The sequence below is a fragment of the Protaetiibacter mangrovi genome, assembly GCF_024752305.1.
GTDB lineage: Bacteria > Actinomycetota > Actinomycetes > Actinomycetales > Microbacteriaceae > Homoserinibacter > Homoserinibacter mangrovi.
Map to the genome: position 1 here is coordinate 280,302 of NZ_JANTHX010000003.1, position 26,163 is coordinate 306,464.

Consider the following 26,163-nt stretch of genomic DNA (forward strand, 5'->3'; position numbering starts at 1 on the left):
GCGTCGTGGCCGGCGACACGGCCCGGTCGAATCCCCGCAAGAACAATCCCGAGCGGCGGATGTCGCTCGGCGAGCACCTCATCGAGTTGCGCAAGCGGCTCACCCGTGCGGCGTTCGCCGTGGTCGGGGGCACGATCATCGGCTGGATGGTCTACGACCTGAGCTGGCTCGGCGATCTGCTCGACCCGGTCGTGCCGGGCGCGGCGGACGCCCTCGAGGGCCGCGGCACCTGGTCGGCGATCTCGGGTCCGGTGTTCCACATCGCCGACCAGCTGGGGCTGGATCCGGAGAAGATCACCCTCAACTTCTCGAGCCTCACCGGCGCCCTCGACATCCAGTTCCAGGTCTCGCTCGTGGTGGGCATCATCCTGTCGAGCCCGATCTGGCTCTACCAGATCTTCGCGTTCTTCGTGCCGGGGCTGACGAAGAAGGAGCGCCGCTACGTCTTCGGCTTCTTCTTCTCGGCGGTGCCGCTGTTCCTGCTCGGCTGCGCCACGGGGTGGCTCGTGCTGCCGCGCATCGTCGAGTTCATGTTCACCTTCGTGCCGCCGGGTGCGTCGCAGCTGTACGACACCAAGACCTACGTCGACTTCATCCTGAAGCTGCTGCTCGCCCTGGGCGTCGCGTTCGTCATGCCGGTCTTCCTCGTGCTGCTGAACTTCGCCGGCGTGCTCGCCGGTGCGACGGTGCTGAAGGGATGGCGGTGGGCGGTGCTCGTGATCGTCGTGTTCACGGCGCTCGCCACCCCGGCGACCGACCCGATCTCCATGCTGCTGCTCGCCCTGCCGATGGTCGCGCTGTACTTCGCCGCCGTCGGGGTCGCACTCTGGCACGACCGCACCGTGGCGAGGCGCCAGGCGGCGTTCGAGGCCGGCCTGAGCGGCGCATGAGCGAGACCGAGCTCTCGCCGGCCGAGCGGTACGCGGCGTCGCGCGCTCGCGCGCGCACCCCGCAGCTCACCCGATTCCGCGAGCGGCTGCCCGTCGACCTCGACGACTTCCAGGTGGAGTCGTGCCGCGTGCTCGAAGAGGGGCGCAGCGTGCTCGTCGCGGCCCCGACGGGTGCCGGCAAGACGATCGTGGCCGAGTTCGCGGTGCATCTCGCGCTCGCGACGGCACGCGACAAGGTGTTCTACACGACCCCCATGAAGGCGCTCAGCAACCAGAAGTACTCCGAGCTCGCCGCCGAGCACGGCTCCGAGAACGTGGGGCTGCTCACGGGGGACACCAACATCAACTCGAGCGCCCGCGTCGTCGTGATGACGACGGAGGTGCTGCGCAACATGCTGTACGCGGACTCGCCGCTGCTGCGCGACCTGGCCTACGTCGTGATGGACGAGGTGCACTACCTCGCCGACCGCTTCCGCGGCGCCGTCTGGGAGGAGGTCATCATCCACCTCCCGCGTGAGGTGCGGATGGTGTCGCTCTCGGCAACGGTGTCGAACGCGGAGGAGTTCGGCGACTGGCTGCAGGCGGTGCGCGGCGACACGGATGTGGTGGTGTCGGAGCGCCGGCCGGTGCCGCTCGAACAGCACGTGCTGGTGCGCGGCAAGCTCACCGAGCTGTTCGACGGCGCGCAGTCGCCCGACGCGCCCCCGCGGGTCAACCCCGAGCTCGCCCGCCTCGCGATCGCGGGCGGCCGCGGCGCGGGCACCTACCGGGGGCCGCATCCGGGGCGCCATCAGCGCAAGGGCGAGGTGCTGCGCGACCGGATCGACCGCCCCGACGTCGTGCGGCTGCTCGACGACCGGCACCTGCTGCCGGCGATCTTCTTCGTGTTCAGCCGCAACGGCTGCGATCAGGCGGTGCAGCAGGTGCTGCGCTCGGACGTGCGCCTCACCGAGCGGTGGGAGCGCGACGAGATCCGTCATCTCGTCGAGGAGCGCTGCGCGGGCCTGCGCGACGAGGACCTCGGCGTGCTGGGCTACTTCTCGTGGCTCGAGGGGCTCGAGCGCGGTATCGCCGCCCACCACGCGGGCCTCATCCCGACCTTCAAGGAGGTCGTCGAGGAGCTGTTCCAGCGCAAGCTCCTGAAGGTGGTGTTCGCGACGGAGACCCTCGCGCTCGGGGTCAACATGCCCGCCCGCACCGTCGTGCTCGAGAAGCTCGAGAAGTTCAACGGCGAGGCGCGGGTGCCGATCACGCCGGGGGAGTACACCCAGCTCACCGGCCGCGCGGGGCGGCGGGGGATCGACGTCGAGGGGCATTCCGTCATCCAGTGGGCCGCCGGGCTCGACCCGCAGGCGGTGGCGCAGCTCGCATCCCGCCGCAGCTATCCGCTCAACTCGAGCTTCCGGCCCACCTACAACATGGCCGTGAACCTCATCGAGCAGTTCGGGCGGGATCGCACGCGCGAGATCCTCGAGAGCTCGTTCGCGCAGTTCCAGGCCGATCGGGCGGTCGTCGACCTGGCGCGCAAGATCCGGGAGCAGGAGAAGTCGCTCGCCGGCTACGCCGAGGCGATGCGCTGCCACCTGGGCGACTTCGCCGAGTACGCCGGCATCCGGCGCGAGGTGAGCGATCTCGAGCGCAAGCAGTCGCGCGGGCACGAGGGCTCCCGTTCCGAGCGCGACCGCCGCGAGCGCCGCATCGCCGAGCTGCGGCGCCGGATGAAGCAGCATCCCTGCCACGCGTGCAACGACCGCGAGGCCCACGCCCGCTGGGCCGAGCGCTGGTTCCGGCTGAAGCGCGACACCGATCGTCTCGCGAGCCAGGTGCGCGGGCGCACGGGCGCCGTCGCGCAGGTGTTCGACCGCATCACCGAGCTGCTGCTCGAGCTCCGCTACCTCGAGCACGACGAGCACGGGCGTCTGGTGGTCGCCGCCTCCGGCCGCGGTCTGCGGCGCATCTACGGGGAACGCGACCTGCTCGTCGCCGAGTGCCTCCGCACCGGGGTCTGGAACGGCGTGGATGCGCCCACCCTCGCCGCGCTCGCGAGCGCGCTCGTGTACGAACCCCGGCGCGAAGACGCGGGAATCGTGCGCGAGTACCCGAAGGGGCGCTTCCGCGCCGCATACGAGGCGACGGAACAGCGCTGGGCGGAGCTCAGCGTGCTCGAGGAGGAGCGCCGTCTGCCCGAGACCGAGCCGCTCTCGGCGGCGCTCGCATCGGCCACCTCCCGGTGGGCGCAGGGCGGGCGTCTCGACCACGTGCTGCGCGACACCGACCTCGCCGCGGGCGACTTCGTGCGCTGGATGAAGCAGGTGATCGATCTGCTCGACCAGCTCTCGCTCGTCGCCGACGGCGAGCTCGGCCGCACCGCCCGCACCGCCATCGACGCCGTGCGCCGCGGGATCGTCGCCTATTCGAGCGTGGGGTGACGGTGACGTCTCGACCCTTCGTGCCGCTGTGGGGCGCGGTGCTGCTCGCGGCCGCCGCCGGTCCGATCACCGACGCCGCGTTCCCCGACATCGGCTGGTGGCCGCTCGCGTTCGTCGGGGTGGCGATGGTGCTCGTGGCCGCCCAGGGACGCCGGGCGGGCTCGGGATTCCTGGTCGGCTTCGTCTTCGGGCTGGGCTTCTACCTGATCCACATCCCCTGGATGACGGAGTTCCTCGGACCCGACGAGCTCTGGATCGTGCGCGCCGTGCCCTGGTTCGCCCTGAGCTTCGTGATGGCGCTGTGGTGCGGGCTCGGCACGATGCTCGTCGCGATCGCGACGCGGGTGGTGCCGCGCGCCGTCGGGGGAGCGCTCGGACGGCTGCTGTTCGTGCCGCTCGTGATCGCCGGGCTGTGGATCGCCCGTGAGGCGATCGCGAGCGTGTGGCCCTACGGCGGATTCGCGTGGGGACGGATCGCCGAGTCGCAGTCGGACAGCCCGCTCACCCCGCTGTTCGCCTGGCTCGGCATCGGCGGCGTCGGTTTCGTCATGGTCTTCCTCGTGGCGGTCGCCGTCGCGACGGTCCGCGAGACCGCGACGCCCCCGCTGATGCGGGCCATGCTCGTCACGGCCCTCGCCGCGATCCTGGTGGCGTTCCCCGCCTTCCCGGTGCACACCGACGGCACGCTGCGCGTCGGTGCGGTGCAGGGCAACGGCAGGACCGGGTACTTCGACCACGCGGATCACCCGGAGGACAACCTCCTGGCGCAATACGCGGCCACCGAGCCGGTCTACGACCAGGACGTCGATGTCGTGGTGTGGCCGGAGGGCGCCACCGATATGGACCCGCTGCGGGTGCCGTTCGCCGCCCGGGTGTTCGACGACGTGTCGCGCACCGCCGATGCGCCGCTCGTCGGCTGGGCGGTCACCCAGGTGGGAGACCGGTACTTCAACACCTCGCTGCTCTGGCGCGCGGGCGAGGGCGCCGTCGACCACTACGACAAGCGCCGGCCCGTCCCGTTCGGCGAGTACGTGCCCGACCGCGCCGTGTGGCGGCAGTTCGCCCCCGACCTCATCGACCTCATCGGGCGCGAGTACACCCCGGGCACGACGGACGCCGTGATGGACGTCGGATCCGGCGGGCGCAGCGTGCTCGCGAGCTTCGCGATCTGCTTCGACATCGTCGACGACGCGCTCATGCGGGAGGGCGTCGAGGAGGGCGGTCAGCTCGTGCTCGCCCAGACCAACAACGCCGACTTCGGGCAGACCGACGAGAGCCTGCAGCAGCTCGCGATCGCCCGCATCCGCGCCGTCGAGCTGGGACGTTCCGTCGTGAACATCTCGACCGTCGGCACGAGCGCCGTGATCCTTCCCGACGGCACGATCGCCGACCGGCTGCCGCGCTACACCGCGGGCGCGATGGTCGTGGACGTGCCGCTCAGCACGACGACGACCCCCGCGGTCGTGATCGGCCGGGGGGTCGAGTGGGGCGTCGCCGCCATCGCGCTGGGCGCCCTCATCGGCGCCGCGATCGGCGGGCGGAGACGAGCCTCCTAAGCGGTCTTGCTGCTCTTCGCGGCCTCGCCGCGACGGGCGCGGAGGAACTCGAGCCGCTCCTGCAGCAACTCCTCCAACTCGGCGCGCGTGCGTCGCTCGAGCAGCATGTCCCAGTGGGTGCGGGGCGCCTTCACGTCGACGGCCTCCGACTCCACGAGCTCGCCGTCGTCGCCGACCAGGCGGCCCTCCTGCCCGGTGCGGGGGGACTCCCACAGCTCCGGGATCTCCGCCTCGGCGGCGAACACGACCTCGAAGGTCGAGCCGTCGTCGGTGCGGTACACCGCCCTCGTGCGGGGCGAGAATTCGACTCCCTCTTCGCTCTGCATGCTCTGAGCTCCGAGTCGCATCCCGCGCAGACTGCGATCCGCCATCGTGTGGCCTCCTCTGTGCGCCGTTGGTGCTGGTGCGCGTCGTGACGCGCGGTGGCGACGCGATTCCGGTGGGAATCGGTTGCATCGCCGGGTACAACGTCTACGGTGACGGATCCCATGCCCGCCCGGGTCCGTTTACAGTGCATTCCCAGCGTCCTCGGCAGGGTTTGAAAGCGGACGGGGGACGCCGCGGAGGGGCGTCCCTCAGCGACGGGTGCGGCGCCGCTCGGCGACCAGCGGGATCGCGAGGTCGGCCCGGTCGGTGACGATGCCGTCGACACCCGCGTCGAGCAACCGCACCATCTCATCCGGGTCGTCGATCGTCCAGATGTGCACCTCGACGCCGGCCGCGTGGAAGTACTCGACGGCGCGTGCGGACACCATGGAGACGCCCGCGACGCGCGTCGGCAGCTGCACGGCGTCGACCCCCCGGAGGACGCGCGACACCGCCGCGCCGGAGTGCAGGCGGATGGAGGCCGCGGCCGCGAGCGCGCCGCGCGCCGACACGGAGGTAGCGACCCCCGGCAGCTGTCCCACCACGGCGAGACGCCGCCGATCGGAGAACGAGCCCACGAGCACCCGCTCGGTGGCGCGCGCGTCGCGGATCGCCGCGATCGTGCCCTCGACCGCGTCGGCCGACTTCACGTCGATGTTGAACCGGGTCTCGGGGAAGGCGTCGAGGGCGTCGGCCAGGGAGCAGTAGCCCTGGCCGGCACCGAGCTGCACGCGGCGCAGCTCGGCAGCCGTCAGCTGCCCGACCCGCACGTCGCGTCCGACCAGGCGGGAGAGATCCGGGTCGTGGCTGATCATGGCGACGCCGTCGGCCGAGCCGTGCACGTCGGTCTCGACGTGCGTCGCGCCGAGGTTCACGGCGTGCAGGAACGCGAGCAGGGTGTTCTCCGGCGCCTCGAGGGCGAGGCCCCGATGTGCGAGCACACGCGGGGGAGCGGGGGAGAGGTACCCCCCGGGCTCTCCCTCAGGCGCGCGGCGAGCCATCCGTGCCGGACGGCGGCGCCACGTGACGCGGGGCGAAGAAGCCCTCGCCGATGCCCTTGAGGGCCTCGGTGAGCTCGCTCGGGATGATCCACAGCTTGTTCGACTCGCCCTCGGCGAGCTTCGGCAGGGTCTGCAGGTACTGATAGGCGAGCAGCTTCGAGTCCGGGTCGCCCTCGTGGATGGCGCGGAACACGGTCTGGATGGCCTCCGCCTCGCCCTGGGCGCGCAGCACCGCGGCCTTCGCGTCGCCCTCGGCCTCGAGGATCGCGGCCTGCCGCTGGCCCTCGGCGCCCAGGATCGCGGCCTGCTTCGTCCCCTCGGCGGTCAGGATGGCGGCGCGCCGGTCGCGCTCGGCGCGCATCTGCTTCTCCATCGAGTCCTGGATCGAGATGGGCGGGTCGATCGCCTTGAGCTCGACCCGGCTGACCCGGATGCCCCACTTGCCGGTCGCCTCGTCGAGCACGACGCGCAGCTGGCCGTTGATGTTGTCACGGGAGGTCAGCGCCTCTTCGAGGTTCAGTCCGCCGACCACGTTGCGCAGGGTGGTGGTGGTCAACTGCTCGACCGCACCGAGGTAGTTGGCGATCTCGTAGGTCGCGGCCCGCGCATCCGTCACCTGGAAGTAGACCACGGTGTCGATCGACACGACGAGGTTGTCCTCGGTGATGACGGGCTGCGGCGGGAACGAGACCACCTGTTCGCGCATGTCGACGAGCGGCCGCAGGCGGTCGATCAGCGGCACCAGGATGTTGAGGCCCGGCGAGAGCGTCTTGTGGTACCGCCCGAGCCGCTCGACGATGCCGGCGTAGGCCTGCGGGATGATGCGGATCGACTTCGCGATGATCGTCACCACGAAGATGACGATGATGGCGACGATCACGATCGTGATCACCGTGCCCACCAGGTTGTCGTTCACGATGCGCCCTCCTCGGCGTCGATGTCGTGCGCGGGGACGACGACGGCCGTCGCCCCCTCGATCGCGGTCACCACGACGCGCGAGCCCTCCTCGACCGATGCGGCCGGGAGGCCGTCCGCGACACGGGCGGTCCACACCTCGCCGTTGGCGAGCTTGACCTGCCCCGCGCCGAAGCGGAAGTCGACCGTGACCGTGCCCCCGATCCCGAGCAGGGCGTCGACGTTGGATCGCGCCGGATCACCCCCGCGGCGCAGGGCGCGCAGCAGCGGCGGACGCACGAGCAGCACGAGGGCGAGGGCCAGCAGCGCGGCGATGATCAGCTGACCCCACCACGGCGCACCGACGAGACCGGCGACGAGGCCGCCCACCGACCCCAGGGCGAGCATCAGGAACGTGAACTCCAGCGTGTTCACCTCGATGATGATGAACACCAGGATCAGGCCGAGCCAGAACACCCACGCCCAGCTGGAGATCACATCGGGTTCCACGGCGCATCCCTTTCGAGGTCGTGTCTCGAAACTATCACCGGCCCCGCCCGGATGCGGGAGCGGCGTGGGGCGGTCGGTAGGGTGGGGGATCGTGAACGACGTGCTGCCCTCCGACTCGCTGCGCGGTGTCCGCGCCCTCATCACCGGCTCCTCCCGCGGCATCGGCGCCGACACCGCCGGGTACCTCGCCGACGCGGGCGCCCGGGTCGTCATCAACTACCGCAACAAGGAGGCCCGCGCCCTCAAGGTCGTCGCGGGCATCGAGGAGCGCGGGGGAGAGGCGATCGCGATCGGCGCCGACCTCACCGATCCGGCATCCGTCGCCGCGATGCTCGCCGAGGTCCGCGAGCGCTGGGGTGGGCTCGACCTGCTCGTGCTGAACGCCTCCGGGGGCATGGAGTCGGGGCTCGGCGAGGACTACGCGATGCGTCTGAACCGCGACGCCCAGGTCAACGTGCTGGATGCGGCGCTGCCGCTGCTGGGTGCGGGCTCGCGGATCGTGTTCGTCACGAGCCACCAGGCGCACTTCATCGAGACCGTGCCGACCATGCCGGAGTACGAGGCGGTGGCGCGCAGCAAGCGCGCCGGCGAGGACGCGCTGCGCGCCCGGATCCCCGAGCTCGACGCGGTGGGCGTCGGATTCGTGGTCGTCTCCGGCGACATGATCGAGGGCACGATCACCGCGACCCTCCTCGAGCGGGTGAACCCCGGCGCCATCGCCTCCCGTCGCGAGGCGGCCGGCAAGCTCTACAACGTCGCCGAGTTCGCCGCCGAGGTCGCGCGGGCCGCCGTCGACGACATCCCGGCCGACCACACCCGCTACGTCGGCGACGTTGACGACTTCACCCGCAAGGGCTGACCGCGGCGCACCCGTCCGCTACCATCCCCGCATGACGGATGCTCAGCAGCGAGGCCCGCGGACCGGGCGCCGCCTCGGCGCCGTCCTCGGCTCCCTCGCCCTGCTGCTCGCACTGACCGCGGTCCCCGCCGCGCCCGCGTACGCCGACGACGTGTCCTGGGATCCGTCGCCGGTCGACGTCGAGTTCGGCCAGTACTGGTCGAGCACGGGCCAGGCGGCCCTGGTCTCGTCGACCTCCTGCCTCTTCAGCTCCTGCCCGGGATCGGTCACCTACCGCTACACGGGTCCCATCTCGGGCAGCTTCACCGGCGACATGGTCTACGGATGGGTCTGGGTCGACGCCACGCTGGGCGGCACGCACCTGTCGCCGCTCCCGGCGGGGGAGTACACCATCACGGGCACCTTCACGTACCCGTTCATGAGCCCCGCGCCCGCGCCGGCGGAGTTGACGCCGCTCACGGTCACCATCGAGCCGGCGGCCATGACGACCGACGTGCGCGTGCAATCCGATCCGGCGGCCCCCACGAACGCGCTGGTGAGCGTGCTGCTCCGCGGCGGCTACCTGACCCGGGGCGACATCGACGGCGGGATCCTGCCGATCCCCGCCGGCACCTGGACCATCACCGCGACCGCGGACGACGGGACGGTCGCGCTCGAGGAGGAGATCCCGACGCCCTCCGGGGGCGCATCCGCGGTGAACACCTACTGGCGGGCGCCCGATCCCGGCTCGACGTTCCGGGTGACCGCGACCTTCGCCCCGGACGACGCATCCGACTTCGCCATCGAGCCGGGGGCCGCGAGCTTCACGACGGCCGACGCCCCGCCGGTCCCGACCCCCACGACGACACCCGCACCCGCGCCCGCCCCCGTGGACGGCGCGGTCATCCCGCTCTGGGGTCTGCTGCTGGCCGGCCTCGTGGCGGCCGCCGCGCTCGTGGTCGTCGTCGTCGCGCTCGTGCGGCGGCGCGCACCCGCGGAGTCCGCCGAGGACGCCCCGGCGGATCCGGACGCCGTCGGCGACGAACCGGATGCGGGAGACCCGGGCACGACGGAGGTGGAGGATGCGTAGGCGCCTGACGGCCTCCGCGGCGCTGCTCGCGCTCGGGCTGGCGGTCGTGCCGGCCGCGCCGGCCTCGGCGGACGTGCAGACGACCGTTTCGTTCGTCGGGCCCGCGCAGACCGTCGCCTTCGGCGACGACTGGCTCCTCGAGGTGCAGGTGACGCCCGTGGACGGGTCGCGCGTCGACGACGGGTCGGGCACCGTCGAGGTGCTCGTGGAGGGGGTGCCCGGAACGTTCTCGACCGTGCCGCTGCTGCCCGGCGGGGTCGCGCTCGTCGCCCAGCCGAGCGCGCAGGCGGTCCTCGGCGCCGGCGAGCACCGCTTCACCGCGATCTACCACCCGGACGCCGGCAGCGGCCTCCTCTCGAGCCAGACCGCGACGCCGTACCTGCTGACCATCACCCCCCGCACCCTCGACGCCACCGCTCGCGTCGTCGACGACCCCGCGGATCCGGACGCACCGTTCCTCGAACTCGGCCTGAGCGGCGACTACGTCGACGAGGTCGGCGTGCCGGGAGGGGACTGGACGATCACGGGCACCTCGGACGGCGCGACGGTGCTCGACAGCACCGTGACCGGCTCCGACGACGGCACCGTGCGCATCCCGCTCGCGGGTGCAGTGCGCCCGGGCAGGACGATCGAGCTCGAGGTCGCGTTCGCACCCGACCCCTCGGTCGCGCCCGGGGTCGCGCTCACCCAGCCCACCGCTCTCGCCTACACCGAGGACGCGCTGACCCCGGGGGAGGCCCTGACCGCCGCGGTCGTGCTGCCGTGGTGGCTCGTGATCCTCATCGGTCTCGTGCTGGTCGCCGCAGTCGTGTTCGCCGTGGTGCTCCTCGTGCGGCGGCGCGCGCCCGGAGCCGACGCCCCGGCCGATCCCGTCGACGCGCCCGGATCCGAGGGCGACGACGCCGACGCGGAGACCGGGGAGCCGAGTCCGTGACCAACGCGCACCGCCACCGCCTGGTCGCCCGCGTGCTGCTGTTCGACCGCGAGGACCGGCTGCTGCTGTTCCGCACGACCGCACCCGATTCGTCCGGTGCGGACCGCTGGCTGACGCCCGGCGGGGGAGTGGACCCGGGGGAGAGCTTCGAGCAGGGCGCCCGGCGGGAGCTCTTCGAGGAGACGGGGCTCGTCGTCGACTCGCTGGGTGCGGCGGTGTGGGCCCACGACTACGCGGTGGAGTGGGACTCCGCCGATCACGACACCGGCCACGCCGAGTTCTTCGTGCACGTGACCGACCGGTTCGACCCGTCCGCGGAGCACTGGACCGACGAGGAACGCGTCGACGTGCTCGAGCACCGCTGGTGGAGTCTCGCGGAACTGCTCGCCGAGCGCCCGCGGTTCGAGCCTGCGGAGCTCATCGAGCTCGTCCGGCGCGAGCTGCCCTCCTGCATGATCTGAGCGATACTCGATCCCCTGACCCGCGAACACGGGATGGCGTGCCGCGGCTCGGAGGGTCAGGCTGTGCGCATGAGCCTGCCCGAGCTCACACCCGAATTCCTCATCCAGCTGGGCGTCGCCGCCGGCGCCGCACTGCTGGTCATCCTCGTGCTCTGGATCACGGTCCGCTCCGCGGTGCTCAGCGCGCTGCGTGCGCACCAGAGGCGACAGGACGCGGGGGAGCGGCGCACCCGCGCCGACACCCGCATCGTCGCCGACACCGACGCCGACGAGCGCGCCGCCCGCGCGACCGCCCCGGAATCGAGCGCTCCGGATTCCAAGGCGCCGGAGCCCAGCGCGCCGGCCGCCCTGGCGCCGCCGGGCGCCGTCCCGTACCACGAGGCGCCGTACGCGCAGCAGGCCACGGCGGCACCCGCGTCGACGACGCCCGCAGCAGCAGCGTCGACGGAGGCCGCCACCGCGGCCGCGGCGCTGTATCGCACGCACCCGATGCCCGCCACCGCTCCGGCGCCGGATCCCCGGCCCGCACCGCAGCCGTATCCCGTGGCGGCGCCGCCATCGTCTGCACCGCAGCCGCCCGTGCCGCCGATGCCCGCCGTGCCGGCGACCCCCGTGGTGCCGGCGCCTCCGGTGGCGCCCGCCGGGGCTGCGATGACGCAGTCCGCGCCGGATCCGTCCTGGGCGCCGCCGCCGAGCTCGGCGCCGACTCCGACGCCCTACGAGATCCCCGTCGCCGACGTCACCGTCGTTCCGCGGCGTCTCTGAGCGCGCGAACCGGCCCATCGAGCGCCACGGTCCCCACGGGACAACATTGCACTGATAAGCGCGATTATGTCAGATCACTGATCGGACGGTCGTTCTCCTTCTCCTCGTTCTCCTCGTTCTCCTCCCCGCCGAGGAAGATCGCCTCGATCGGCAGTCCGAAGACTGCGGAGATGCGGAAGGCGACGGGAAGGCTCGGGTCGTACTTGCCGACCTCGATGGCGTTGACCGTCTGGCGCGACACCTGCAGCCGCTCGGCGAGATCACCCTGCGTCCAGTGCCGCTCGCCGCGCAGCTCGCGCAGACGATTCCTCACCGATACCTCACGGTTCCCGCGGCGATCGTCACGAGATACCCGACGGCCATCGCCACCACGACCGCCGCGATCGCCGCCGGCGCGTCGAGGACGAGCAGTTCGGCGGAGATCAGCGCCCCCGTCGCGCATCCCCCGACCACGCCGACGCCCAGGGCCGCAGCCATCGCGTCGACCTGGATCCTGCGCTGGAGCTCGTCGAGCGCGCGGAGGAACCACGCATACGCGACGATCCACCCGATCCCGACCGCGATGTTCAGCGCGACCGCGAACCAGGTCAGAACCGCACCCTCACTCCCCCACCAGTTCGGGCCGAACCGCGCGAACGCGAGGGTCAGCACCCACCCGGCGGTCCACGCGAACAGGACGAACAGCGCGCGAGCCCCGCGACGGGACGCGGGCGAGTTCGTGGAATCCGATGTCGTCATGGCTACCTCCTGTCAAGGAAACTTGACTAGAGTGTCCACGCCACCGCACGGAATGTCAAGCTCACTTGACAGTTCGGGAAGGTGAACCCCAGAACTCGGCCAACCGCGCGGCGATCGCCTCACCCTGCGCGGCACCCGCGCGCGCCGCCGGCGCCCGGGCGGCGAGGTCCATCATGTTGCCGCCGAAGGCGCTGAGCGAGTCCTCGTCGGGGAACACGGTCTCGACGAGCGATCCCTCGGCCCGCAGCGCCGCCACCTGATCGGCGAGGCGCAGCCCCCACTCGGCGGGCAGGCGTGTGCGGCCGCCGAGCGGCGAGAGCACCAGCACCCGCGCGCATCCGGATGCGAGATCGGCGTTGTCGGCGTTCGTGCGGTATCCGCCGTCGATGTAACTCCGCTCGCCGATGGAGTGGGCCGCCCCGCCCGCGCAGCTCGCGGCGACGGCGTCGACCAGCGAGACGCCGCTCTGACGATCGAAGACCACGGGGTCGCCCGTCTGGGCGTCGACGGCGGTGATGAGCAGCCGGCGCGCGGGCCATTCCGTCACGGGAAGCCGCGCGGCGACCGTCGCACGCCACCGCTCCCCCGCGGTCGGGTCGACGTGCTCGAGGAACGCCGAGCCCATCCTGCGTCGCATGTCGACGACATCCGTCGACGCGGCGATCACCGCGTTCGTGCGCTCCAACTGGCTGGCGCCCGGTCGGCCGGGCGCGGGTCGACGATCGACGGCGGGCACCGGCGTCGCGAGGATGTCCGCCAGCAGCGCACGCGGGTCGCGGCCCGCGAGTTGCGCGGCGGCGGTCGAGCCGGCCGAGGTGCCCACCATCAGCTCGGCGTCGGTCACCTCGAGCCCGGCCGCGTCAAGTCCTGCGACGATGCCGATCAGCCAGGCGTTGCCCGCTGAACCGCCGCCGCCGAGCACGAGTGCGCGACCGGAGGGCACGGAAAGAGGAAGAGAGTTCATGGGAGTCGCTTTCGAGTACTGCGGCGCTCCCCGCGACGGTCTAGTCGCGCGATCGTGAACTCGTCGGAGCGCCCGGAACGGACGGTGCGTGCATCGGGCTCACCTCCTCGAGTCGTGTCACGGCCGAGACGAGCATACGCCGCCGTCGGCCCGCAGGGCGGCGCCCGCGACCGGCGATCTTACGAAGCGGTGACAGCGGCCCGGCCCGGCCGCTCGAGCACCGGGGATGCCGTGAGACTGAGCGGATGGTCGACGTCTCTCGCGCACCCATCGCCGTGATCGGGGGGTCGGGGCTCTACGCGCTCGTCGGCGTCGACGCGCGCGTCGAGCAGGTACCCACACCCTACGGAGCCGTGGAGCTCAGCTGGGGTGAGCTGGCGGGCCGACGCGCGGTGTTCCTCCCCCGCCACGGACGCGACCACTCCGTGCCGCCGCACCTCATCAACGCCCGGGCCAGCATCTGGGCTCTCGCCGCCGCGGGCGTCCGGGCGATCATCTCGACCGCCGCGGTCGGCACCATCTCGTCGGCCCACCCGATCGGCTCCCTCACCCTCGTCGACCAGTACATCGACCGCACCCACGGTCGTGCCGACACCTTCTTCGACACCGGCTCGGTGCAGCACCTCGCCTCGGCCGACCCGTTCTGCCCGACCCTGCACCGCATCGCGGCCGACGCGCTCGGCGACGAGGCGATCCGCGGCGGAACCGTCGTGGTGATCCAGGGCCCCCGGTTCTCCACCCGCGCCGAGTCGACATGGTTCCGGGCCGCCGGCGCGCATCTCGTGAACATGACCCTCTATCCCGAGGTGCCGCTCGCCGCCGAGCTCGGGATCGGCACCGTCACCCTCGCCTTCGCGACCGACGACGACGCGGCCCCCGGTGACGACCCGGTGAACGCCGAGCTCGTCTTCGCACGGCTGGCCGCCGCCCAGCCCCGCATCGTCGCCGCGATCGGAACCATCGCCGCCGCCATCCCGGGCGACTACACCCCGCGGGAGCTCCTCTCCCCCGCCGCCGTCGCCGAGGTGCTCGGCCGGGAACCCCGATGAGGGTTCTCGTCACGGGCGGCGCCGGCTTCATCGGCTCGGAGGTCGCGCGCTCCGCCGCCGCCGCCGGATGGCAGGTGCGCGTGCTCGACTCGTTGCGCGAGGACGTGCACGGCAGCCCCTCCCCTCCCCCGGGCGTCGACTTCCTCCGCGGAGACGTGCGTGATCCTCACATCCTGTCCGCGGCGCTGCACGAGGTGGACGTCGTCGCCCATCAGGCCGCCAAGGTGGGACTCGGCGTCGACATCGACGACGCCCCCGACTACGTCGGATCGAACGACCTCGGAACCGCGGTGCTGCTGGCCGCGATGGCCCGTAGCGGCGTCCGGCGCCTCGTGCTCGCGAGCTCCATGGTCGTCTACGGAGAGGGGGCGTATCGAGGTGCCGCGGGGCCCGTTCGTCCCGCCCCTCGCCGGGCGCGCGACCTCGACGCGGGACGGTTCGACCCGCTCGACGCCGAAGGGCGACCCCTCACGCCCGCGATGGTGCGCGAAGACGACCTGCTCGACCCGCGCAGCGTGTACGCCGCGAGCAAGCTCGCGCAGGAGCATCTGACCGCGGCGTGGGCCCACGCCACGGGTGGGACGGCGATCGCCCTGCGCTACCACAACGTCTACGGCCCCGGGATGCCGCAGAACACCCCGTACGCGGGCGTCGCATCGCTCTTCCGGTCCGCGATCGAACGCGGGGAGGCGCCGCGCGTCTTCGAGGACGGTGCGCAGCGGCGCGACTTCGTGCACGTTCGCGACATCGCGGGAGCCAACGTCGCGGCGCTCGAGGCCACCGGCTCCCCCGCCGCGCAGCCGTTCCGCGCCTACAACGTCGGCTCCGGCGAGGTGCACACGATCGGCGACCTCGCATCCGCGCTCAGCAGGCACTCGGCGGGTCCGGCTCCGATCGTCACCGGCCGGTACCGGATCGGCGACGTGCGCCACATCACCGCCTCATCCGACCGCATCCGCGCCGAACTCGGGTGGACGCCGACGGTGGGATTCGACGAGGGGATGCGGGAGTTCGCCGCCTCGCCCCTGCGCGCGGCCGTGCGATGAACGAGGTCGACGTCGTTCTCCCGTGCCTCGACGAGGCCGAGGCGCTCCCGTGGGTGCTGTCCCGTCTGCCCGAGGGTTACCGCGCGATCGTCGTCGACAACGGATCGAGCGACGGTTCGGGCGAGGTCGCGCTCCGCCACGGCGCGGTCGTGGTGCGGGAGACGCGGCGCGGGTTCGGGGCGGCCGCGCACGCCGGACTGCTGGCCGCGGAGGCCCCGATCGTCGCCTTCTGCGACGCCGACGCCTCGATGGATCCCGCCGATCTCGTCGACGTCGTCGATCCCATCCGGTCGGGACGCCTCGATCTCGCCCTCGGCCGGCGGCGTGCCACGAGCGCTCGGGCATGGCCCCTGCACGCACGAGCCGCCAACGGTGCGCTCGCGCTGCTGCTGCGCCGCGCCACCGGTTTGCGGCTGCACGACCTCGGCCCCATGCGCGCGGCGCGACGGGCCGACCTGCTCGAGCTCGACCTCCGCGATCGGCGCAGCGGCTACCCGCTGGAGGCCGTGCTGCGCGCGCACGAGGCCGGGTGGCGCATCGGCGAGGTCGACACCCCCTACTCCCCTCGCGTCGGCCGCTCCAAGGTGACCGGCACCGTGCGGGGCACGATCACCGCCGTCTCCGACATGTCGCGATTGCTGCGCGCATGATCGACCTCGTCGTCATCGCCAAGGAACCTCTGCCGGGCCGCGCGAAGACCCGTCTGCACCCTCCGCTGTCGCTCGAGGAGGCGGCCGAGCTCGCCGCCGCGGCCATCGACGACACCCTCGCCGCCGTCGCCGACGTCCCGGCCGCACGACGCATCCTGCTGTTCGACGGGGCACGGCTCCCGCCGCGCGCTGCCGGATACCAGGTCGTCCCCCAGTCCTCCGGGGAGCTCGATGCGCGACTCGGGGCGATCTTCGACGAGCTGACCGCGCCGTGCGTGCTCATCGGCATGGACACCCCGCAGGTGACGGCTGAGCACCTCGCCCCCGCCTTCGACGGCTGGCCCGACGATGTCGACGCCTGGTTCGGTGCCGCGACCGACGGCGGGTACTGGGCACTCGGGATGCGCAACCCGCGAGGCGATCTCATCCGGGGCGTGCCGATGTCGCGATCGGACACCGGCCGCCACCAGCTCGCGCGCCTGCGGGGCGCCGGGCTGCGGGTGGGGATGCTCCCCACCCTGACCGACGTCGACACGATCGACGACGCCGTCTCGGTGGCGCGGACCGCGCCGGACACGGCGTTCGCGCGGCGCCTCAGCGAGCTGCTCGCGTCGCGCGACGCCTGACGGCGAGGATCACCGCGATCGTCACCGCGGCGACGATGGCGATGCCCGCGTGCACGATCAGCAGGTTCCTCGCGTAGTCGAGAGGCAGGATGCTGGGGTTCGCGGTGCCGATCGCCTGCTTCACGATCTCGGGCGCCACGACGACCGTGACGATCACGGCCGCCGCGACCGCCGACTGCACGACGGCGAGCACGGCGAAGGGGATGCCGCGCGTGCGCCGGACCACGACGGTGACCACGAACACCGCCATCGCGGCGAGCCCGTCGTGGAGCACGATGGCGCCGAGCAACCAGGAGACCACGCCGGGGTAGTCGGCCGGCCGCACATCCGTCAGGAAGAAGCCGACGCCCGCGAGCAGCAGCACCACGCCCACCGCGGCGACGACCGCGCGCCAGGCGGTGATCGCCCCCGCGTGCGGCAGCTCGCCGGCGCTCATCAGATCACCTCGAGCTTCGCGAGCCACTTGGTCTGGAGCACGCCCGGGCGCGCGGGCGCGATGATCCGCGCGGGGTAGCCGTGGTCCAGATCGAGGGGCTCCCCGTCGAGCTGCAGCGCGACGAGCGTCAGCTCGTCGCGCGCGAACTCGGGCGTCATCTCGGTCACCCCGTAGCTGCCGTGCTGCTGCAGGCTCGTGATCCGCACCCGAGCGTCCTCGGGCGCCCCGACGGCGTCGAGCAGATCGCGCAGGCGCGGGCCGCGCCAGGCCGCGTACTGGCTCCAGCCCTCGACGCAGGCGATCGGCAGCCACGCGTCATGGTGCGGCAGCGCCGCGAGCTCCGCGTACGCGAAGCTGCGCACCGTGCCGCGGTTCGCGACCGTGAGCGTCCAGTCGGGGTCCATGGCCGACTCCTCGACGTCCGCGGCCTTCGCCGTGCGGTTCACCGGCAGCGACTGCGGACCCACGCCGTTCTTGCGCGGCGCGAGCAGGTTGATCCCGTCGAGCGCCCGGAACGACTGCCCCGCCGTGAACGCGACCAGCACGCCCGCCGCGACCCCGACCGCGGCGAAGAACCCGCGACGGCTCACGATCGCGCGCTCGTCAGGGGGTTCCGGGGCCGGTGCCCGGTCGATCCAGGCGAACAGGCGACCCGTCACCCCCGACTCCGGCCGGGAACCCGTGCGGCGCTGCAGCTCGTCGGGCGCGCCGAAGGGGTGATCCGGATCGGATGGCGACTCCGTCTCGCGCAGCCGACCGTCGGCGTCGTATGCGTCACGCCGTCGCCAGTAGCGCGCGATGATCGGCAGCTTCACCGCGATGTGGATGGCGAGCGAGCCGACCACCACGAACGACAGGGCGAAGTGCACGTGCCGGAAGGAGAACGGGAAGAGCCCGTAGAACTGGTACGTGTTCAGCAGGCCGATCGTGATCTGCACGAGCGAGGCGCCGACGAACAGGGCGATCGAGGCGCGCTCCACCAGGTGGGCGACGGAGCGCACCGGCGGGGTCTGGAAGAGCTGCGGGAACACGGCGTAGAGCTTCGCGAACAGCAACGGGAGGCACACCAGGCCCGCGGTGATGTGCACCCCCTGGCTCGCCTGGTACAGCCAGCTGGGTCGCGTGGGGAACGTCATCCAGGGCGCCGGATCCTGAAGGGCGTGGCTGTACAGGCCGGTCGCGAAGCAGACCACGAACGCGATCCCGAGCAGTCGGCCGAGCACGACGGCGGTCCGCGCGTTGCGCGAGGGGGTGGCCAGCGCGTGGCGGAACTGGTGCAGCAGACGCTGCAGGCGCCAAGTCACGTGCACGTCCCGACCTCCTCGTCGTCGACACTACGGAGGCGTCCGGTCGGGCACTCCCGTCAGATGTGACGAGCCGAAGACAATCGCGGCGTCAGGCGGCGACGGAGGTGTGCGACGGCAGCCGCACATCGAAGCGGCAGCCGCCCGGCACGTTCTGAACCGTGATCTGACCGAAGTGCGCCTCGACGATCCCCTGCACGATCGCCAGGCCCAAGCCCGCGCCCGCCGACGATCCCTCCAGCTGTCCCGGGGTCCGGGCCGACGTGGCCCGCCATCCCGCCTGGAAGATCTTCGACAGATCGTTCTCCGGGATCCCGCCTCCCGAATCCTCGACCGTGAGCACCACGTGCCCGTCCCCGTCGTGCCGCGCGGTCACCGAGATCTCACTGCCCTCCGGCGAGTGCTGGATGGCGTTGATCAGCAGGTTGCCGATCACCCGTGCAAGCTCCCGCGGGTCGCCGACGACGGTGAGCTCCCCACTGCTCGCTTCGCGCAGGCGGATCGACCGGGCCTCGGCCACCGCGCCGAGCTCGGCAACGGCATCGCTCACGAGGTCGTACAGCGACACGGGCTCCATGCTGAGCGAGAGCGTGCCCGACTGGATCTTCGAGAGCTCGAAGAGGTCGTCGACCATCGCCGAGAGGTGGTCGACCTGCGATCGCATCTGCCGGTGGAAGCGCTGCGGGTCGGAGGCGAGTCCGTCCTCGAGTGCCTCCGCCATCGCCCGCAACCCCGCGAGGGGGGTCCGCAGGTCGTGGGCGATCCAGGCCACGAGCTCTCGACGCGACGCGTCGAGGGTGGCGACCTCCTCGCGCGCCTCGGCGAGCCTGCGGCTGGTGGTCGCGAGCTCCTCGGCGAGGCCCGCCAGCTCGGCACCGCCGGAGCCGGACTCCGCGAGCTCGATCCGTTCGCCGTCGCCGAGGGCGCGCGCCATCGACCGCAGCCGTGCGCTGTTGCGGGTGAAGGCGCGGCCCAGCAGCAGGGCGACGCCCACGGACACCACGGCGGACACGCCGGTGATCCACATCACGACGGTCAGGTCGTGCGACGAGACGTACATCGCCTGCGCGACCGCGATGATGCCCACGACGACCGAGGCGATGGCCGACACGACCACGACGAGCACCTGCACGAGCATCGACGCCCGCCGCAGCACCCGCAGCGCGAGCAGCCCCGCCGCGCCGACGCAGACGGCGCAGGCGAGCGCGATCGCGGTGACGATCATCAGATCGGGAAGCGGCAGCATGGGTGCTCCTCACAGGTCCAGTCGGTATCCGACACCCCACACGGTCACGAGGATCGCCGGTTCGGTGGGGTCGTTCTCGATCTTCTCGCGCACGCGGCGCACCGTCACCGTGACCGTCGACAGGTCGCCGAACTCCCAGTGCCAGACCGCGCGCAGCAGCTGCTCGCGGCTGAAGGCCTGGCGCGGGTGCTTGAGCAGGAACGCGAGCAGGTCGAACTCGCGCACCGAGAGCGCGAGCTCGCGCCCGTCGCGGCGCACCGTGCGAGCGCTCGGATCCAGCTCGAACGCCCCCAGCACGACCGCGGCCTCGGGGGTCAGGTCGGTGACGCTGCGCCGCAGGATCGACTGCACGCGCAGCACGAGCTCACGCGGGGAGAAGGGTTTGGTCAGGTAGTCGTCGGCACCCGCCTCGAGACCGTCGATGCGGTCGTCGGTCGCCGAGAGGGCGGTGAGCAGGATGATCGGCACGGCCGAGCGGGCGCGGATGCGACGGCACACCTCGACGCCGTCGATGCCGGGGAGCATCCGGTCGAGCACGATGAGGTCGGGGCGCCGGTTCGCCGCCGCCTCGAGGGCGGCGAACCCGTCGGACGCGATGTCGACGAGGTAGCCCGCGGCCCGCAGGTAGGTGCTCGCCACCTCGAGCACGGTGGGGTCGTCCTCGACGACGAGCACGCGGCGGTCCGCGAGCTCGGGGCGCGTCATCGTCGCGACTGCCGGATACTCCACACCTCACAGTAGAGTCCGCGGAGTGCCCTCGCGGGGCTTCGTCGGGCGCTTCCGGGCCTCCGTCCGCATTTCGTAAGGTTCCGGCCCTGCCGGTCCCCGTTCGCCCTTCCTACAGTCGAGAGATGGCCTCCGCGAGCTCCGAACTGCAGACGGCGAGCAGCTTCGGCTCCGGTCTGCGCGAACCGTACGGTCGGGCCCTGCGCGATCCGTCCCGGGTGCTCTACCTGCGCGATGCGCACCTCGACGCTCCGGCGGAACCGGTGCGGGTGGAGGTCGAGAGGTTCCTCGCCGCCGCCGACGCGGGCGACACCTCGCTCGTCGCCCAGACGGCCGGCCCCGTGCTCGACGTCGGCTGTGGCCCGGGGCGGATGGTGCGCGCGGCCATCATGGCGGGACATCTCGCGCTCGGCGTCGACGTGTCCGCGACGGCGGTCCGGCTGGGCCAGGAGCACGGCCTGCCGGTGCTGCGACGGTCGGTCTTCCAGAGCCTTCCCGCGGAGGGCGACTGGGGCACGGTGCTGCTGATCGACGGGAACATCGGCATCGGGGGCGACCCCGCCGTGCTGCTCGCGCGATGCGGTGAGCTCGTGGACGCGCCGACGGGCCGGATCCTCGTCGAAACGCATCCGGACCCCGTCCGCGATCGGATCTTCGTGGGCGTCGTGGTCGACGACCTGGACCACGAGAGCCTGCCGTTCCCGTGGGCCGAGGTGGGTGCGCGGGCGCTGCGCGCGTACGCCATCGCCGCGGGGCTCGTGACCGTCCGCGAGTGGACCGCCGGCGGGAGATCGTTCACCGAGCTGGCGCGGAGCGGATGATGACCGCCCGTGTCCGGGCGGCGGCGCGCTGGGGGCTCGCGGCGAGCCTCGCGCTCATCGCCGCGGCGATCCTGATCCCCTTCCTCACCGGCTGGGATGTCCGGGTCGGGTTCCCCCCGCTGCACGCCTACTGGGATCCCCGGGTGGGGGCCGGGACCGTGCCGGCGCTGCTGCTCGCGGCGCTGGCGGCGCGCTTCGCCGTCGATCTCGCGCGGCGGCTGCCCTGGTGGGCGCTCGTCGTCTCGTCGATCGGCGCGAGCATCGCCTGGATGGTGTCGCTCGCCCTGGTCGACGGGGTCGACGGTCTCGGCACGATCCTCGAGAAGACGAGCGAGTACCTCGGAACGGCCCGCTCGGTCACCGATGTCTCGGCGATGCTCCACGAGTACGTCTCGCGCATCCCGCTCGACTCGGTCGACCATTGGCCGGTGCATCTGGCCGGCCACCCCCCGGGCGCCGTGCTGGTCTTCATCGGGCTGGTGCACCTGGGCCTCGACACCGGCATCCGGGCGGGGCTCGCGATCATCGCTATCGCCGCCACCACCCCCGCGGCGATCCTCATCGCGCTGCGCCGGCTGGGGGCAGAGCACTCCGCACGGGCGGCAGCGCCGTTCCTCGTCTTCGGATCCGCGGCGATCTGGATGGCCGTCTCGGCCGACGCGATGTTCGGCGCCGTCGCGGCGTGGGGGCTGTGCCTGCTCGCCCTCGCCGCGACCTCCCGCCGGAGCTGGTCGACGATCTCCTGGGCGCTCGGGGCGGGACTGCTTCTCGGCTACTGCGTGATGCTCTCCTACGGGCTGCCGCTGCTCGCCGTGCCGGCGCTCGCCGTGCTGCTCGCGGCCCGGCGATGGACCCCGCTGGTGCCCGCAGCGCTCGCCGCGCTCGCGGTGGTCGGGGCATTCGCCGCAGCGGGATTCGCGTGGTGGGAGGCGTATCCGGTGCTCGTCGAGCGCTACTACGCCGGGATCGCCTCCGATCGGCCCTACGCGTACTGGGTGTGGGCGGATCTCGCCGCGCTGTCCGTCAGCGCGGGGCCGATGCTCGGCGCGGCGGTCGCCGTCGCCGGGGCGCGCGCCCCCGAGGTGCGACACCCGGGACCGGATCGGGCGGTCATCATCCTCGTGGTCGCCGCGGCGGGCGCCGTGCTGCTCGCCGACCTCTCCGGGATGAGCAAGGCCGAGGTGGAGCGCATCTGGTTGCCCTTCGTGCCCTGGATGCTGCTCGGCACGGCGCTGCTGCCCGAGGGATGGCGACGCTGGGGACTGGTCGTGCAGCTCGCGTTCGCGCTCATCGTGCAGCATCTGCTGCACACCCCCTGGTAAGCGTCGCCCTACGATCGACAGCGACGGAGGAGGCGCATGGGCGAGGTCAACTGGGCCGGCAACGTGACGTTCGCGGGAGCTGTCGTCACGCCCGCATCGGTGGCGGAGGTGCAGCGGCTCGTCAGCGCCGCCGAACCGGGCGGCCTGCGTCCCCTCGGAACGCGCCACTCGTTCTCATCCATCGCCGACACCCCCGGGATCCTCGTCTCCTCAGGTGGTCTCGCGGACGTCTCCGCGGTGCGCATCTCGCCGGACCGCGTGACCGTGTCGGTGCCGGCCGGCATCCGCTACGGCGAGCTCGCCCGCGCCCTCGAGCAGGAGGGGCTCGCACTGGCGAATCTCGCCTCGCTCCCCCACATCTCGGTGGCGGGCGCCGTCGCGACCGGCACCCACGGCTCCGGGGTGACCAACGGCTCGCTCGCGACCGCGGTCGGCGCGATCGAGTTCGTCGACGGAACGGGCGAGGTCGTAACGCTCCGGCGCGGCGACGCCGACTTCGCGGGGTCCGTGGTCGCGCTCGGCGCGCTCGGCGTCGTCACCCGCCTCGAGCTCGACGTGGAGCCGTCGTTCGAGGTCGCCCAGACCGTCTACCGCGACCTGCCCTTCGAGGAGACGCTCGAGGCCTTCGACGAGGTGGTCGCCCTCGGCTACAGCGTGAGCATGTTCACGACCTGGCGCGATCCGGACACGATCGACCAGCTGTGGGTGAAGCGCCGGACGGATCGCGATGCCCCCGCGCCGGCGAGCGTGCTCGGTGCGGCGCCCTCTCGTCTCGAGATGCATCCGATCGCGGGCGTCGATCCGGTGCACTGCACCGCGCAGCTCGGAGCGGCGGGTCGCTGGCTCGATCGGCTGCCGCATTTCCGGCTCGAGTTCACCCCGTCGAACGGTGCCGAGCTGCAGAGCGAATACCTGGTGCCCCGGGCGAACGCGCGGGCGGCACTCGGTGCCGTCCACGAGCTCGCGACCGACATCGCGCCGCTGCTGCAGGTCACCGAGATCCGCGAGGTCGCCGCCGACGAGCTCTGGCTCTCCGGCGCGTTCGGGCATGACGCCGTCGCCCTGCACTTCACCTGGCACCCGCGTCAGCGGGAGGTCGACGCCCTGCTCCCCCGCATCGAAGATCGCCTGCTGCCCCTCGGCGCCCGGCCGCACTGGGGCAAGCGCTTCACCGCGGGCGCAACCGCCCTCGCGGCGCTCTATCCGCGCCTCGACGACTTCCGCGAGCTGGCACACCGCCACGACCCCCGCGGCGTCTTCGTCAACGACTTCCTGCGCGACACCGTCGGACTCTGAGCGGGCCGCCGGAGGCGACTCGCCGCCGGATGGCTCAGTCGGTACCGAGGTCGAAGGCCGAGCCCTCGTTGGCCACGTCGATGGCCGAGTCGAGGGCGTCGTCCGCGGCGCTCGACGGCTCGACGGCTCCCAGGATCTGCGCCGCGGCACCCGCCTCCAGCTGCCCGACGAGATCGCCCGTCGCGCCGCCGATGAGGCCCTGCGCGGCGTACTGCTCGAGCCGCGAGCGGGAGTCGGCGATGTCCAGGTTGCGCATGGTCAGCTGCCCGATCCGGTCGTCCGGGCCGAAGGCGGCGTCGCCCACCCGCTCCATCGAGAGCTTCTCGGGCGCGTAGCTGAGGTGCGGACCCGTGGTGTCGAGGATCGTGTAGTCGTCGCCGCGGCGCAGCCGCAGGGTGACCTCGCCGGTCACGGCCGAGCCGACCCAGCGCTGCAGCGATTCGCGGAGCATGAGCGACTGGGGGTCGAGCCACCGACCCTCGTACATGAGCCGCCCGAGGCGACGTCCCTCCGCGTGGTAGTTCGCGACCGTGTCCTCGTTGTGGATGGCGTTCAGCAGCCGCTCGTAGGCGATGTGCAGCAGCGCCATCCCGGGGGCCTCGTAGATGCCGCGCGACTTCGCCTCGATGATGCGGTTCTCGATCTGGTCGGAGGCGCCGAGGCCGTGGCGCCCGCCGATCGCGTTCGCCTCGAGCACGAGCGCCACCGCATCCGCGAACTCGACGCCGTTGATCGCGACCGGGCGGCCGGCCTCGAAGCGCACCGAGACCACCTCGGTGGCGATCTCGACGTCGTCGCGCCACGACGCGACGCCCATGATCGGGTCGACGATGTCGAGGCCGGTCGAAAGCGACTCGAGGTCCTTCGCCTCGTGGGTCGCGCCCCAGATGTTCGCGTCGGTCGAGTACGCCTTCTCGGTGGCGTCGCGGTACGGGAAGCCGTGTGCGACGAGCCACTCGCTCATCTCGGTGCGGCCGCCGAGCTCGCGCACGAAGTCCACGTCGAGCCACGGCTTGTAGATGCGCAGCGCGGGGTTCGCCATGAGGCCGTAGCGGTAGAACCGCTCGATGTCGTTGCCCTTGTAGGTCGAGCCGTCGCCCCAGATCGAGACGCCGTCCTCCTTCATGGCGCGCACCAGCATGGTGCCGGTCACGGCACGTCCGAGCGGCGTGGTGTTGAAGTAGGTCTTGCCGCCCGAGCGGATGTGGAACGCACCGCACTGCAGCGCGACGAGACCCTCCTCGACGAGCGCCGACCGGGCGTCGACGAGCCGCGCGAGCTCGGCGCCGTACTCCAGCGCGCGCCCCGGGACCGCGTCGATGTCGGGCTCGTCGTACTGCCCGAGATCCGCGGTGTAGGTGCACGGGATGGCGCCCTTGTCGCGCATCCACGCGACGGCGCAGGAGGTGTCGAGACCGCCGGAGAACGCGATGCCGACGCGTTCGCCGACCGGGAGGGAGCTGAGGACCTTGGTCACCCTCCCAGCCTAGAGCCGAGCGCCCGGCCCTTCGACCGCCCGCGTGCCCCGGCGCCGCGGCTATCCCGGTCGGCTCCCTGCGTGAGAGCATTCCGCCATGTCGAAGGAATCGGCACCCCGTCGGGCACGCAACCTGCTCGACATCGCGGGGGTCTTCATGCTCTCGATCGTCGCGGTGCTCACCGCCTGGTGCGGCTTCGAATCCTCCAAGTGGGGCGGCGAGATGTCGATCGCCTTCTCCCAGGCCTCCAGCGCCCGCGTACAGGCGGTGAACGCCGAAGGCGAGGCGCGCGACAACCGCGCCTTCGACCTCGCGGTGTACGCGTCCTGGGTGGAGGCGAAGGGGGCGGGCGACGAGGCCCTCGCCGCCTACGTCGAGGAGCGGTTCCCGGCCGAGTTCGCGACGGCGTTCGACGCCTGGCGGGCCGACGGCATGGTCGAACCCAGCCCGTTCGCCCGCGCGGAGTACGTACCGGACGGAACCGAGCGGGCGGCGGATCTCACCGCCACCGCCGACGCGGCCTTCCAGCGCGCCCTCGACAACAACCGCCGCGGCGACAACTACTCCCTGCTGACGGTGCTGTTCGCCCTCGTGCTGTTCCTCACCGCCATGTCGCAGCGCAAGCTCACCCGCTGGGTCGCGCTGACCCTGCTCGGCCTCGCGGCCGCCGTCGCGGTGGTCGGCGTCGTCATCATGGCGACGTTCCCGATCCTGGTCTGACCCGCCG

Annotated in this window: 28 protein-coding genes; 16 read left to right on the forward strand and 12 right to left on the reverse strand. The window is 72.3% G+C overall.

Annotated features, from left to right (window positions below; all coding sequences use genetic code 11):
• Window positions 1-5: 5 nt before the first annotated feature.
• The 3 genes from tatC to lnt are packed head-to-tail and all read left to right on the forward strand — an operon-like array spanning window position 6 to window position 4,875.
• Window positions 6-890 carry a twin-arginine translocase subunit TatC gene (gene tatC, locus NUH29_RS01950; protein WP_308445738.1) on the forward strand — a complete coding sequence of 295 codons (885 nt, stop codon included), beginning with the start codon at window positions 6-8 and terminating at the stop codon, window positions 888-890.
• Window positions 887-3,319, forward strand: coding sequence for a DEAD/DEAH box helicase (locus tag NUH29_RS01955; protein WP_258797205.1), 2,433 nt, complete (start codon window positions 887-889; stop codon window positions 3,317-3,319). The genes tatC and NUH29_RS01955 overlap by 4 nt, the downstream gene beginning before the upstream one ends.
• Window positions 3,320-3,321: 2 nt before the next feature.
• On the forward strand, window positions 3,322-4,875 hold the full coding sequence (gene lnt, locus NUH29_RS01960; RefSeq protein ID WP_258797207.1) for an apolipoprotein N-acyltransferase: 1,554 nt from the start codon (window positions 3,322-3,324) through the stop codon (window positions 4,873-4,875).
• On the opposite strand, the gene NUH29_RS01965 is transcribed toward lnt, so the two are convergent.
• The 4 genes from NUH29_RS01965 to NUH29_RS01980 all read right to left on the reverse strand — a co-directional run bounded on the left by NUH29_RS01965 (window position 4,872) and on the right by NUH29_RS01980 (window position 7,646).
• Complete coding sequence (locus tag NUH29_RS01965; protein ID WP_258797209.1) at window positions 4,872-5,246, reverse strand: RNA polymerase-binding protein RbpA; 375 nt, start codon at window positions 5,244-5,246, stop codon at window positions 4,872-4,874. The genes lnt and NUH29_RS01965 overlap by 4 nt on opposite strands.
• 204 nt (window positions 5,247-5,450) lie before the next feature.
• On the reverse strand, window positions 5,451-6,182 hold the full coding sequence (locus NUH29_RS01970) for a glycerophosphodiester phosphodiesterase family protein (RefSeq protein WP_258797210.1): 732 nt from the start codon (window positions 6,180-6,182) through the stop codon (window positions 5,451-5,453).
• A gap of 40 nt (window positions 6,183-6,222) precedes the next feature.
• A complete protein-coding gene (locus tag NUH29_RS01975) occupies window positions 6,223-7,134 on the reverse strand; it encodes an SPFH domain-containing protein (protein WP_373317428.1) in 912 nt (303 codons plus the stop codon).
• 20 nt (window positions 7,135-7,154) lie between these two features.
• Window positions 7,155-7,646, reverse strand: coding sequence for an NfeD family protein (locus NUH29_RS01980; protein ID WP_258797213.1), 492 nt, complete (start codon window positions 7,644-7,646; stop codon window positions 7,155-7,157).
• A 91-nt stretch (window positions 7,647-7,737) separates the two neighbouring features.
• Between NUH29_RS01980 and NUH29_RS01985 the strand changes: the two genes are divergently transcribed.
• The 5 genes from NUH29_RS01985 to NUH29_RS02005 all read left to right on the forward strand — a co-directional run bounded on the left by NUH29_RS01985 (window position 7,738) and on the right by NUH29_RS02005 (window position 11,734).
• The gene (locus NUH29_RS01985; protein ID WP_258797214.1) at window positions 7,738-8,505 is read left to right on the forward strand and encodes an SDR family oxidoreductase; all 768 of its coding nucleotides are present in this window, start codon (window positions 7,738-7,740) and stop codon (window positions 8,503-8,505) included.
• A 31-nt stretch (window positions 8,506-8,536) separates the two neighbouring features.
• Window positions 8,537-9,574 (forward strand): hypothetical protein, encoded by a 1,038-nt coding sequence (locus NUH29_RS01990; protein WP_258797215.1) that lies wholly within the window; start codon window positions 8,537-8,539, stop codon window positions 9,572-9,574.
• Complete coding sequence (locus tag NUH29_RS01995; RefSeq protein ID WP_258797216.1) at window positions 9,567-10,508, forward strand: hypothetical protein; 942 nt, start codon at window positions 9,567-9,569, stop codon at window positions 10,506-10,508. The genes NUH29_RS01990 and NUH29_RS01995 overlap by 8 nt, the downstream gene beginning before the upstream one ends.
• Complete coding sequence (locus tag NUH29_RS02000) at window positions 10,505-10,969, forward strand: NUDIX hydrolase (protein ID WP_258797218.1); 465 nt, start codon at window positions 10,505-10,507, stop codon at window positions 10,967-10,969. The genes NUH29_RS01995 and NUH29_RS02000 overlap by 4 nt, the downstream gene beginning before the upstream one ends.
• A gap of 69 nt (window positions 10,970-11,038) precedes the next feature.
• Window positions 11,039-11,734: a hypothetical protein gene (locus NUH29_RS02005; RefSeq protein ID WP_258797219.1), complete on the forward strand. Its 696-nt coding sequence runs from the start codon at window positions 11,039-11,041 to the stop codon at window positions 11,732-11,734.
• Between the two features lie 64 nt (window positions 11,735-11,798).
• On the opposite strand, the gene NUH29_RS02010 is transcribed toward NUH29_RS02005, so the two are convergent.
• From NUH29_RS02010 to NUH29_RS02020, 3 genes are all read right to left on the reverse strand, one after another.
• Window positions 11,799-12,047 (reverse strand): helix-turn-helix transcriptional regulator, encoded by a 249-nt coding sequence (locus NUH29_RS02010; RefSeq protein ID WP_258797221.1) that lies wholly within the window; start codon window positions 12,045-12,047, stop codon window positions 11,799-11,801.
• Window positions 12,044-12,472, reverse strand: coding sequence for a hypothetical protein (locus tag NUH29_RS02015; protein ID WP_258797222.1), 429 nt, complete (start codon window positions 12,470-12,472; stop codon window positions 12,044-12,046). Before NUH29_RS02015 ends, NUH29_RS02010 begins: the two co-directional genes overlap by 4 nt.
• 61 nt (window positions 12,473-12,533) lie before the next feature.
• Window positions 12,534-13,436, reverse strand: a complete 903-nt coding sequence (locus tag NUH29_RS02020) for a patatin-like phospholipase family protein (RefSeq protein ID WP_373317424.1) — start codon at window positions 13,434-13,436, stop codon at window positions 12,534-12,536.
• Between the two features lie 245 nt (window positions 13,437-13,681).
• Here NUH29_RS02020 and NUH29_RS02025 point away from each other — a divergent pair, with 245 nt between their 5' ends.
• The 4 genes from NUH29_RS02025 to NUH29_RS02040 are packed head-to-tail and all read left to right on the forward strand — an operon-like array spanning window position 13,682 to window position 16,807.
• Entirely contained in the window at window positions 13,682-14,485 is an 804-nt protein-coding gene (locus tag NUH29_RS02025) for an MTAP family purine nucleoside phosphorylase (RefSeq protein WP_258797224.1), read from the forward strand.
• Window positions 14,482-15,531 carry an NAD-dependent epimerase/dehydratase family protein gene (locus NUH29_RS02030; protein WP_258797225.1) on the forward strand — a complete coding sequence of 350 codons (1,050 nt, stop codon included), beginning with the start codon at window positions 14,482-14,484 and terminating at the stop codon, window positions 15,529-15,531. The genes NUH29_RS02025 and NUH29_RS02030 overlap by 4 nt, the downstream gene beginning before the upstream one ends.
• Complete coding sequence (locus NUH29_RS02035) at window positions 15,528-16,181, forward strand: glycosyltransferase family 2 protein (protein ID WP_258797226.1); 654 nt, start codon at window positions 15,528-15,530, stop codon at window positions 16,179-16,181. The genes NUH29_RS02030 and NUH29_RS02035 overlap by 4 nt, the downstream gene beginning before the upstream one ends.
• Window positions 16,178-16,807, forward strand: coding sequence for a TIGR04282 family arsenosugar biosynthesis glycosyltransferase (locus tag NUH29_RS02040; protein ID WP_258797227.1), 630 nt, complete (start codon window positions 16,178-16,180; stop codon window positions 16,805-16,807). The genes NUH29_RS02035 and NUH29_RS02040 overlap by 4 nt, the downstream gene beginning before the upstream one ends.
• Here the strand turns inward: NUH29_RS02040 and NUH29_RS02045 are convergent.
• The 4 genes from NUH29_RS02045 to NUH29_RS02060 all read right to left on the reverse strand — a co-directional run bounded on the left by NUH29_RS02045 (window position 16,776) and on the right by NUH29_RS02060 (window position 20,498).
• On the reverse strand, window positions 16,776-17,243 hold the full coding sequence (locus tag NUH29_RS02045) for a hypothetical protein (protein WP_258797228.1): 468 nt from the start codon (window positions 17,241-17,243) through the stop codon (window positions 16,776-16,778). The genes NUH29_RS02040 and NUH29_RS02045 overlap by 32 nt on opposite strands.
• The gene (locus NUH29_RS02050; RefSeq protein ID WP_258797229.1) at window positions 17,243-18,553 is read right to left on the reverse strand and encodes a molybdopterin-dependent oxidoreductase; all 1,311 of its coding nucleotides are present in this window, start codon (window positions 18,551-18,553) and stop codon (window positions 17,243-17,245) included. The genes NUH29_RS02045 and NUH29_RS02050 overlap by 1 nt, the downstream gene beginning before the upstream one ends.
• Before the next feature lie 85 nt (window positions 18,554-18,638).
• A complete protein-coding gene (locus tag NUH29_RS02055; RefSeq protein WP_258797231.1) occupies window positions 18,639-19,793 on the reverse strand; it encodes a sensor histidine kinase in 1,155 nt (384 codons plus the stop codon).
• A 9-nt stretch (window positions 19,794-19,802) separates the two neighbouring features.
• Window positions 19,803-20,498 carry a response regulator transcription factor gene (locus tag NUH29_RS02060; RefSeq protein ID WP_258797266.1) on the reverse strand — a complete coding sequence of 232 codons (696 nt, stop codon included), beginning with the start codon at window positions 20,496-20,498 and terminating at the stop codon, window positions 19,803-19,805.
• A gap of 146 nt (window positions 20,499-20,644) precedes the next feature.
• On the opposite strand from NUH29_RS02060, the gene NUH29_RS02065 reads away from it, so the two are divergent.
• From NUH29_RS02065 to NUH29_RS02075, 3 genes are read left to right on the forward strand one after another with little or no spacing between them, the layout of a single operon-like run.
• A complete protein-coding gene (locus tag NUH29_RS02065) occupies window positions 20,645-21,340 on the forward strand; it encodes a class I SAM-dependent methyltransferase (protein ID WP_258797232.1) in 696 nt (231 codons plus the stop codon).
• The gene (locus NUH29_RS02070; RefSeq protein ID WP_258797233.1) at window positions 21,340-22,662 is read left to right on the forward strand and encodes a hypothetical protein; all 1,323 of its coding nucleotides are present in this window, start codon (window positions 21,340-21,342) and stop codon (window positions 22,660-22,662) included. Before NUH29_RS02065 ends, NUH29_RS02070 begins: the two co-directional genes overlap by 1 nt.
• A gap of 36 nt (window positions 22,663-22,698) precedes the next feature.
• Complete coding sequence (locus NUH29_RS02075; RefSeq protein WP_258797235.1) at window positions 22,699-23,958, forward strand: D-arabinono-1,4-lactone oxidase; 1,260 nt, start codon at window positions 22,699-22,701, stop codon at window positions 23,956-23,958.
• Between the two features lie 34 nt (window positions 23,959-23,992).
• Here the strand turns inward: NUH29_RS02075 and argG are convergent, their stop codons facing one another.
• Complete coding sequence (gene argG / locus NUH29_RS02080) at window positions 23,993-25,435, reverse strand: argininosuccinate synthase (RefSeq protein WP_258797237.1); 1,443 nt, start codon at window positions 25,433-25,435, stop codon at window positions 23,993-23,995.
• A gap of 97 nt (window positions 25,436-25,532) precedes the next feature.
• On the opposite strand from argG, the gene NUH29_RS02085 reads away from it, so the two are divergent.
• Window positions 25,533-26,156, forward strand: a complete 624-nt coding sequence (locus tag NUH29_RS02085; protein ID WP_258797238.1) for a hypothetical protein — start codon at window positions 25,533-25,535, stop codon at window positions 26,154-26,156.
• Window positions 26,157-26,163 lie beyond the last annotated feature (7 nt).

What these genes read in the sequence shown, in the direction of transcription:
- NUH29_RS01955 (WP_258797205.1), top strand. Translation starts at nt 887, where the DNA reads ATGAGCGAGACCGAGCTCTCGCCGGCCGAGCGGTACGCGGCGTCGCGC.
- NUH29_RS01965 (WP_258797209.1), bottom strand. Translation starts at nt 5,246, where the DNA reads ATGGCGGATCGCAGTCTGCGCGGGATGCGACTCGGAGCTCAGAGCATG.
- NUH29_RS01990 (WP_258797215.1), top strand. Translation starts at nt 8,537, where the DNA reads ATGACGGATGCTCAGCAGCGAGGCCCGCGGACCGGGCGCCGCCTCGGC.
- NUH29_RS01995 (WP_258797216.1), top strand. Translation starts at nt 9,567, where the DNA reads ATGCGTAGGCGCCTGACGGCCTCCGCGGCGCTGCTCGCGCTCGGGCTG.
- NUH29_RS02005 (WP_258797219.1), top strand. Translation starts at nt 11,039, where the DNA reads ATGAGCCTGCCCGAGCTCACACCCGAATTCCTCATCCAGCTGGGCGTC.
- NUH29_RS02015 (WP_258797222.1), bottom strand. Translation starts at nt 12,472, where the DNA reads ATGACGACATCGGATTCCACGAACTCGCCCGCGTCCCGTCGCGGGGCT.
- NUH29_RS02020 (WP_373317424.1), bottom strand. Translation starts at nt 13,436, where the DNA reads ATGAACTCTCTTCCTCTTTCCGTGCCCTCCGGTCGCGCACTCGTGCTC.
- NUH29_RS02025 (WP_258797224.1), top strand. Translation starts at nt 13,682, where the DNA reads ATGGTCGACGTCTCTCGCGCACCCATCGCCGTGATCGGGGGGTCGGGG.
- NUH29_RS02030 (WP_258797225.1), top strand. Translation starts at nt 14,482, where the DNA reads ATGAGGGTTCTCGTCACGGGCGGCGCCGGCTTCATCGGCTCGGAGGTC.
- NUH29_RS02035 (WP_258797226.1), top strand. Translation starts at nt 15,528, where the DNA reads ATGAACGAGGTCGACGTCGTTCTCCCGTGCCTCGACGAGGCCGAGGCG.
- NUH29_RS02040 (WP_258797227.1), top strand. Translation starts at nt 16,178, where the DNA reads ATGATCGACCTCGTCGTCATCGCCAAGGAACCTCTGCCGGGCCGCGCG.
- NUH29_RS02045 (WP_258797228.1), bottom strand. Translation starts at nt 17,243, where the DNA reads ATGAGCGCCGGCGAGCTGCCGCACGCGGGGGCGATCACCGCCTGGCGC.
- NUH29_RS02055 (WP_258797231.1), bottom strand. Translation starts at nt 19,793, where the DNA reads ATGCTGCCGCTTCCCGATCTGATGATCGTCACCGCGATCGCGCTCGCC.
- NUH29_RS02060 (WP_258797266.1), bottom strand. Translation starts at nt 20,498, where the DNA reads ATGACGCGCCCCGAGCTCGCGGACCGCCGCGTGCTCGTCGTCGAGGAC.
- NUH29_RS02065 (WP_258797232.1), top strand. Translation starts at nt 20,645, where the DNA reads ATGGCCTCCGCGAGCTCCGAACTGCAGACGGCGAGCAGCTTCGGCTCC.
- NUH29_RS02070 (WP_258797233.1), top strand. Translation starts at nt 21,340, where the DNA reads ATGACCGCCCGTGTCCGGGCGGCGGCGCGCTGGGGGCTCGCGGCGAGC.
- NUH29_RS02075 (WP_258797235.1), top strand. Translation starts at nt 22,699, where the DNA reads ATGGGCGAGGTCAACTGGGCCGGCAACGTGACGTTCGCGGGAGCTGTC.
- NUH29_RS02085 (WP_258797238.1), top strand. Translation starts at nt 25,533, where the DNA reads ATGTCGAAGGAATCGGCACCCCGTCGGGCACGCAACCTGCTCGACATC.